5 protein-coding genes and 2 pseudogenes are annotated in these 7883 nt (G+C 42.1%); all 7 read right to left on the bottom strand.

Annotation, left to right across the window (positions count from 1 at the left end; translation table 11 throughout):
- Window positions 1-423, bottom strand: a pseudogene (locus tag LACDD01_RS12265) (alpha-mannosidase); the annotation flags it as partial.
- Window positions 424-480: 57 nt separating this feature from the next.
- Window positions 481-933 (bottom strand): PTS sugar transporter subunit IIA, encoded by a 453-nt coding sequence (locus tag LACDD01_RS03335; protein WP_061413206.1) that lies wholly within the window; start codon window positions 931-933, stop codon window positions 481-483.
- A gap of 14 nt (window positions 934-947) precedes the next feature.
- Window positions 948-2441: a PTS fructose transporter subunit IIC gene (locus tag LACDD01_RS03340; RefSeq protein ID WP_019293549.1), complete on the bottom strand. Its 1494-nt coding sequence runs from the start codon at window positions 2439-2441 to the stop codon at window positions 948-950.
- 194 nt (window positions 2442-2635) lie between these two features.
- Window positions 2636-3373, bottom strand: a complete 738-nt coding sequence (locus tag LACDD01_RS03345; protein ID WP_017369576.1) for an MIP/aquaporin family protein — start codon at window positions 3371-3373, stop codon at window positions 2636-2638.
- A gap of 51 nt (window positions 3374-3424) precedes the next feature.
- A complete protein-coding gene (gene glpO / locus LACDD01_RS03350) occupies window positions 3425-5254 on the bottom strand; it encodes a type 1 glycerol-3-phosphate oxidase (protein WP_061413207.1) in 1830 nt (609 codons plus the stop codon).
- A gap of 36 nt (window positions 5255-5290) precedes the next feature.
- Complete coding sequence (gene glpK / locus LACDD01_RS03355; protein ID WP_019292543.1) at window positions 5291-6787, bottom strand: glycerol kinase GlpK; 1497 nt, start codon at window positions 6785-6787, stop codon at window positions 5291-5293.
- 159 nt (window positions 6788-6946) lie between these two features.
- A pseudogene (locus LACDD01_RS03360) lies at window positions 6947-7883 on the bottom strand (hypothetical protein); the annotation flags it as partial.

Raw genomic sequence — 7883 nt, forward strand, 5'->3', positions numbered from 1 at the left:
ATCAATTCCTAAACCTTGATATATCTTAGGCATATCTTTGCTCTGGCCGAAAGAGTCTGGCAGGTAACCGATATTCATATAACCACCCAAATCTTCTGCTAATTCCATTCCCAGAGTCAAATTTCTCACGATTGACTCGCCACTTATGATGAGTTCATCTGTTTGAGTATACCATGGACCAATCCAGAGTTTTCCAGCTTGAACCAGCTTTTTGAGTCGTGTTTTTTGTTCAGGGAAACTTTGGAGGTAGTCATCCAAAATGCTCATTTGCCCATCGAGGAGATAATAAGAAATTTCATTATTCTCCAAAGCGCTCATTACTTCATCCAAATGATAAGCCAACTGGACGAAAGATTCATTATGAGTAAAATACCATTCTAAATCCCAGTGTGTATGATGAATGACGTGTACTTTTTTCTTCATTTTTACTTCCTTATTCATTTTTCCAAAAGGCCAAATCAAGATGATTTGACCTTTGAATTAAAAATCAATTTTATCTATAACGGCAGTCAGATTATCCGGGTCTTTCTCTGATAAAAAATCTTCACGAAATTGATCATCAATTAATTTTCGAGCGATTAAGCTCAGCAACTTCAAGTGCTCAGTCGCACCTTCCTCAGGAATCGTAAGTGCCAGAGCAACTTTCACGGGTTTGCCATCCAAAGCATTCCAAGGAATTTCATTGGCAAATCTAACGAAAAACATGCCCGGCTTTAAGTTCGTTTTATCTTTACAATGAGGAATGGCGATATGATCTTTAAATCCTGTTGTTGCTTCTGCTTCTCGCTGTTTTAGGCCTTCAAAATATTCGGCTTCATTGTCCACAAAGCCTAGAGAATGCGCAAACTGTGCAATAACTGCAAAGGCTTCTTCCTGTGTACGTGCGCTTGTATCGAAAAGGATATGTTCTTGATTAAAAACTTCTTTGTTCATCTTTATTCACTTTCTTATTTTGCTTTAGCTTTTACTGGCTTTTTGAATTCAATACCTCGTGTAAATCCAATCAATAATGCGGTGGTCAAAATACCTGCACATACGCACAAAATCCATGTTACAAAAGGAATCGGTTGCTCAATATAACCAATAAAGGTCCCCAGAGGAGAGCCAATACCGCCATAAAATTTCGAACCAGTAGCTGAGATAAGTCCGCCTGCAACAGCTGAACCTACGACGTTTGAGAAAATCATTCGTACAGGATGTGCTGCCACAAATGGAATAGCTCCTTCAGTGACACCGACAATTCCCATACCAAAGGCTGCACTGGCAGCAATTTTTTCATCTTTTGAAAATTTATTTTTAAATAATATCGTAGCCAACCATACACCTAAGGGAGCTACCGAAATCGCTGCTTGTGTTGCTGTACCTGGTACAAAGTTTGCACCTTCAATACCGTATTTTGTCATTGTATCGGTAAATATTGCTGTCCCAAACACCAAAGCCGTTTTATTGATTGGTCCCCCCAAGTCAAACCCAATCATTGCGCCACAAATGGCTCCGATAATGATTGGTGCACCTGCGAAATTATTATTTAAGTTGGTTAACCCATCATACATAGCATCCATCCCCACTGAGATTGGATTCCCGATGATATAAAGCACAATCAAACTGATAACTGCTGTTGCAATAAAAGGAATAATCATAATTGGCACGATTGGCATAACAATTTTAGGCCATTTTATTTTTTTCAATCCTTTGACCATATAGCCAACAATGAAAGCCACAATAATAGCACCAATAAAACCTCCACCTGCTTCAGTTCCTAAAAATTCTGGGTCATTAACAAGATAAGCACCAATCATGGCAGGAGCTATTGCGGGTTTGTCTGCAATGGAATTTGCCACAAAACCAGCAAATAGTGGAATCATTAGTTTAAAACCCATCTGCCCAACATAAAAGAGTTTTTCCATGAGGAAGCCCATTTGTGTCGTATTGTCAAAACCCCACTTGACAATACGTCCTAGGTCGTCTCTTTGAAAGGCATAGAGATTGGCAATGGTAAGGAGAAGACCGGCAGCGATGACCATTGGCACCATGTAAGAAATACCACTCATCACATGGGTCAGAAAAGTAACCTTATCTTTATCATTACCAATCTGAATATTCCCTACCTTGCTTCCTTTCTTGCCAAAAACTTCAGCTTCAGCGAATGCTTTTTTTATCAAGGCTTCCGAATCTTCAATTGCCGGAATAGATTTTGTAACATAAAGAGGCTTACCTGTGAAACGAATCGGATCAATCTTAATGTCTGAGGCAACAAGTACAAGATCTGCGTTTTCGATTTCTTCAGGAGTTAAGACATTCTCTGCTCCAATAGCTCCATTTGTCTCTACTTTGACCTCATAGCCCATTTTTTTAGCCGCTTTTTCGATAGATTCGGCGGCCATATAGGTGTGCGCTATTCCAGCAGCACAGGCCGTAACGGCTACTATTTTTTTCGACATTTTGTTTCCTCCAAAATTTTTCTTTTAGTTTTGTTATATTTGTAATATAGCACCTCTTATTTTCAAAAGCAAGAGAAAATAAAGCGTTTTCTTTATTTAGTTTTTATTCCCATAAGCTGGAGGATTACTGGTATTTTTTTCATACAAAAAGAGCTAGATTTTTGTCTAACTCTGCTTTTGTCTAATATTTCAATTTATTTACTTGCAAATTGAATAACCATGTTAAAGAGAAGGGCGCCTAAGCTACCGCCAATGATTGGACCTACAACAGGAATCCATGCGTAAGACCAGTCAGAATCTCCCTTACCCTTGATAGGTAAGATAGCGTGCATGATACGAGGACCTAAGTCACGTGCAGGATTCAAAGAGTAACCTGTTGTCGCACCAAGTGATAAACCAATGGCTGTGATGATAGCACCGACTAAAAGAGGTGAAACACCAGAAGTTTGCGTAATGGCATATTGACCAAAGGCCAGAATACCTGTCGTTAAGACTGCTGTTCCAACGATTTCACTGATTAAATTCGACCCCGTCTGACGAATGGCTGGACCTGTAGAAAATGTGCCTAAGATATCTGCTGGATTTTTAGTTTCAGCATAGTGAGGGTAAAACATCAGGTAAAGGATAATGCTGGCGACCATTGCCCCAAGCATTTGGGCGATAATATAAGGGAAAACCAAACTCCAGCTAAAGCTACCAATCATTGCCATTGCAATCGTTACTGCTGGATTTAAGTGGGCAGGCGACATAAATCCGGAAATGTAAACCCCCATCATTACTGCAAAGCCCCAACCGAGTGTGATAGCAACCCACCCTGCTCCTGTTGCTTTCGTCTTGTTCAGAACAACGCCTGAAACTACACCATTACCAAGAAGGATTAAGATAAATGTGCCTAAAAATTCACCGAGTAATTGTACCATTTCTGAGTGCATATTGACTCCTTTTTTCTATATTTTATTTGTTTCAATCATCGTTGGACTCTTCTACTTCTTCAAGTCCGACAAGTCAGATTCACGAAGTGCTTCTTCCAAAGCTTTTTCTTGTTCTGCTTTTTCTTCTGCAGACCAGCCGAGGTATTCCGCCATGGCATTAACAACATGTACCTTGATAGCATCTACGCCTTCACGCATAAATAAAATATGGTTGGTACGACGAAGCAAGTAATCCACTGGCGTCAAGATCATTTCATCTTCAAGCGCATAACGTAAACGTGCTGATTCGGCGAGAGATAGACCTTCATATGGCTCCATTTCAGAAGCATAGGCAAACACTTGGAGGGCGTTCATGCCATAAAAGTCCGCGATGTATTTTGCTTCTTCTTCTGTAAGTCCTGCAGCAACACCAACTTTCATGTTTTCAGCAACAACTTCTTCAACCTTAGTTGGGTCAAATTCACCACCAGAGATTTGGTATTTTTTAGAGTCAATAGGTTCATAGTTCAAACCAAAGTCCTCCTCAAGCAGTTGGCAGATAAGCTCCATCGCACCCGCTGCCATTTTACGGTAGTCCGTGATTTTACCGCCCGCTAGAGTAATCAAACCATCGCTCTCGCGTTCGAGGGAACTTCCACGAGATACGGAAGATGGTGCATCACCTTTTTCGGAAAGGCTTGCTTCCATATTGTTCAACAAATGCTCTACTTCGGCTTTTGTTGCTGTTTTATTTTTATAACGGAGCACCGCCTCAACGACAGCGTTAAAGCTGGTTTCAGAAACCGCACCATTATCCCCACCGTTATAGTCTGAACCAGAATTTCCACCTAATAATGGGCGCAATCCAGCCCATGAAGCCTCAATGTCATTAATCGTGATATTTGCTTCAGGGTAGCGGAAATTAATGACATCCAAGAGGTAATCCACATCTTCTTGGGTTACTTTTGGATCAGTAAAGTCGCCATGATAATCTGTATCTGTCGTACCAAAATAAGTTTTATTTTCACGGGGAATAGCAAAGACCATACGTTTATCGTGTTTGCCTGTATCAAAATAAGTTGGTTGTGGCACAGGTAGTTTAGCCGCATCCACTACCAGATGTACACCTTTTGTTGGACGCATTTTTGGCACGATAGGACGTGTGAAGTTCAGATAACGAATCTTATCTACCCAAGGACCACTTGTGTTAATCACAAGTTTAGCTTTGACTTCAATGACTTGGTCTGTCAACAAATCACGCGCACGAACACCAGAGATTTGTCCATCGGTATAGGTAAAATCAATCACTTTCATCTTGCTAATGGCTTGCGCACCGTCTTCTACGGCTTTCTTGATATTATCAATTACCAAGCGTGCATCATTGTTACGATAGTCAAGATAAACACCAGCTCCTTGTAACCCTTTTTTCTTGATGAGTGGCTCACGGCGCAACACTTCTTCTGGTGAGATAGTATAGTTAGCATATGGTGAGTCTTCATCCACACCGGCCAAACGGTCATACAAATCCATCGCGATTTTCACAGAAAACATATCAAAAGTTGTCTTGCCTTCATCATCGTAGATAGGAAGTAACATCGGATCTGGCTTAGGAATATGGGGCGCAATGCCTTGAACAACAGCACGTTCTGAAACTGTATCAGAAACGACTTCGACATCGAAGTTTTTGAGGTAGCGGATCCCTCCATGCACGAGTTTTGTCGAGCGTGAGGATGTCCCTTCTGAAAAGTCCTGCATTTCAAGCACGGCAACTTTCATGCCAGCAGCCGCTGCTTGTAATGTCAATCCAGCACCAGTGATTCCTCCTCCGATAACGAGTAGGTCCATCTCTTCATTTTGAACTTTTGTAATTGCTTCTTGTCTTGTTTTTTTAGAAAAAGCCATTTCTATTCTCCTTTTAGGTTACTGTCTAATTGCTTATTATTTGAAAGCGCGTGTCGCATTCACGGCTTTTTTCCAACCGGCATAGAGTTCTTCTCTGCGTTCTTCTTGCATCTGAGTTTGGAAAATTTTGCCCGGTTCATAGGATTCTTTAAGTTCTTCTAAGTCTTTCCAGAAACCAACAGCTAGTCCTGCAAGGAAGGCTGCACCAAGTGCTGTTGTTTCCAAATCGCCCGCACGTTGGATTGGGATATTCAGGATATCCGCTTGGAACTGCATCAAGTATTCATTGTTTGCAGCGCCGCCGTCTACCTTGAGCACAGACATATCGATTCCTGTATCTTCTTTCATGGTGCTGACTACATCACGAACTTGATAAGCTATCCCTTGTAAGGTTGCTTTCACAATATCTTCTTTTGTTGTTCCACGTGTCAAGCCAAACATCGCACCACGCGCTTCTTGGTCCCAATACGGAGCACCAAGGCCGACAAAAGCTGGCACCACATAAACTTCATCTTGACTCCTAGATTGGAGTGCCACTTCTTCGGAATCACTGGCCCGCTCCAACATTTTCAAACCATCACGTAACCATTGGATAGATGAGCCTGCGACAAAGATACTTCCCTCTAAGGCATAATAAACTTTTCCGTTAATACCATAGCCAATCGTTGTCAGCATGTTATTTTTCGAAATATGTGGTTTCTCACCTGTGTTCATGACAATAAATGAGCCTGTACCATAGGTATTTTTAATCATCCCGGGCTCAAAGGCCATTTGACCAAATAATGCAGCTTGCTGGTCTCCCGCCATACCAGAGATTGGTACTTCAGAGCCAAAGAAATGGAAACCTTTAGTTACACCGTAAACTTCTGAGTTGGACTTAACTTCTGGAAGCATTGAAGCTGGGATATTAAGAATTTTCAAGATTTCTTCATCCCATTTCAACTCGTGAATATTGTAGAGCATCGTACGGCTGGCATTAGAATAGTCGGTATAGTGTGCATCGCCATCTGTCAATTTCCATAAGAGCCATGTATCGATGGTTCCAAAGAGGAGCTCGCCGCGTTCGGCACGCTCTTGTGCACCTTCTACGTGATCAAGGATCCAACGAATCTTTGTGGCTGAAAAGTAGGAATCAACAATAAGTCCTGTCTTTTTGTGGAAGAGTTCATCATGCCCTGCTTCTTTAAGACCATTGGCAATGTCGGCAGATTGACGAGATTGCCACACAATGGCATGGTAGATGGGCTTGCCTGTCTTTTTGTCCCAGATAATGGTTGTTTCACGTTGGTTAGTTATACCGATACCGGCAACCTGTACAGGTTTGATACCAGATTCGATAAAAGCTCCTGCGATAACAGACTGAACAGAGTTCCAAATCTCGTTGGCATCATGTTCGACCCAGCCTTCTTTAGGAAAGTACTGGGTGAATTCCTTTTGGGAACTGCCAATGTGTTTACCTTGTTTATCAAATATAATAGCTCTTGAGCTTGTCGTACCTTGGTCAATTGCCATAATGTAAGAAGTTTCTGTCATGTTCGTTCTCCTTTGTAAACGCTTTCTATATTTCATATTATAGCATTTAAAGATAATGAAATACTTTCATTTTTTAAGAAATTCTAAAAAAAATTGGCAGTCAAAGGAAAAAAGTGCTTTGGACAGAGAAAAACTCCCCAGCATTTGGGGAGTTTAGGGTTATTGGTGGATGATGAGGGAGGGGCGTGCGCCCAAAATAGGCATGGTTTGTGAACGAGTAAAACCGGAAGCAGCAGCAAATCCGCCACCTAATATTGCCCATGCACTATTGCCTTCTGGTCCTGTGGGATGACTTGCAGGCGTACGTAACCACCATATGTTGATCGGAGAGGGAGCAGCTGCTGCACGGTCGGGCATGTTGTTCGCAAAACCAGAACTCGTACCGAATGTTAAATATTGGACATCTGCTATCGAGAGGGCAAAGGCACGAGGGATGCCCCCTTCTGCTTCTGAAACAACTCTTGTTCTGTCCGCCGCAACTTCTGGAAAATCACTCAGATTAGTGACAGACAATAGAGTGGCACTAACCCGAAGTCCACCAATCTCAGGTATAGCAAAGTTATACTGATGAACATCTCCTGTACTAAAAGATTCAGCTACAGGAGCAACCAACGCACGAAGCTCGGGCGAAAGCTCCTCATCGAACCACGTATCCATACGGTCATCTTGCCCATACCAAGACGTATTGGGAAGGATAGAGTTACGGATAATCCAGTGATAACCGCCTTCCATGTTTTCAAGGTAACGAAACTCTTGGGGTTCCCCTGGACTATCTACTGTAAATATCCTTCTAGCTGTACCAGACATACGACCAAAGGTAAAATCTCTGATAGGGGCAGGAAATTGTGGTGAAGCATTGCCATCGCTACCGGCTCTGATACGGTCAAGAAGTTCTTCCAAGTCCGCAGAAGCTTGGTCTTCATGGGAAAAACGTTCTGCACTGACATTGATTAATTCACTGTCGACATGAATGGCATAATAGTAAGAGCCTTGAATCGCACGTGCCGCATCTTCCATGCGTGCTTCGTCTATCAGGTAAGAAGTCGCTTGCCCGGGATTAAGCCTATTCGCCCAGTAAGCCCAACCTGTCTCTGGG

It is taken from the genome of Lactococcus sp. DD01 (assembly GCF_001578715.1).
GTDB classification, from domain to species: Bacteria; Bacillota; Bacilli; order Lactobacillales; family Streptococcaceae; genus Lactococcus; species Lactococcus petauri.

What these genes read in the sequence shown, in the direction of transcription:
- LACDD01_RS03335 (WP_061413206.1), bottom strand. Translation starts at nt 933, where the DNA reads ATGAACAAAGAAGTTTTTAATCAAGAACATATCCTTTTCGATACAAGC.
- LACDD01_RS03340 (WP_019293549.1), bottom strand. Translation starts at nt 2,441, where the DNA reads ATGTCGAAAAAAATAGTAGCCGTTACGGCCTGTGCTGCTGGAATAGCG.
- LACDD01_RS03345 (WP_017369576.1), bottom strand. Translation starts at nt 3,373, where the DNA reads ATGCACTCAGAAATGGTACAATTACTCGGTGAATTTTTAGGCACATTT.
- glpO (WP_061413207.1), bottom strand. Translation starts at nt 5,254, where the DNA reads ATGGCTTTTTCTAAAAAAACAAGACAAGAAGCAATTACAAAAGTTCAA.
- glpK (WP_019292543.1), bottom strand. Translation starts at nt 6,787, where the DNA reads ATGACAGAAACTTCTTACATTATGGCAATTGACCAAGGTACGACAAGC.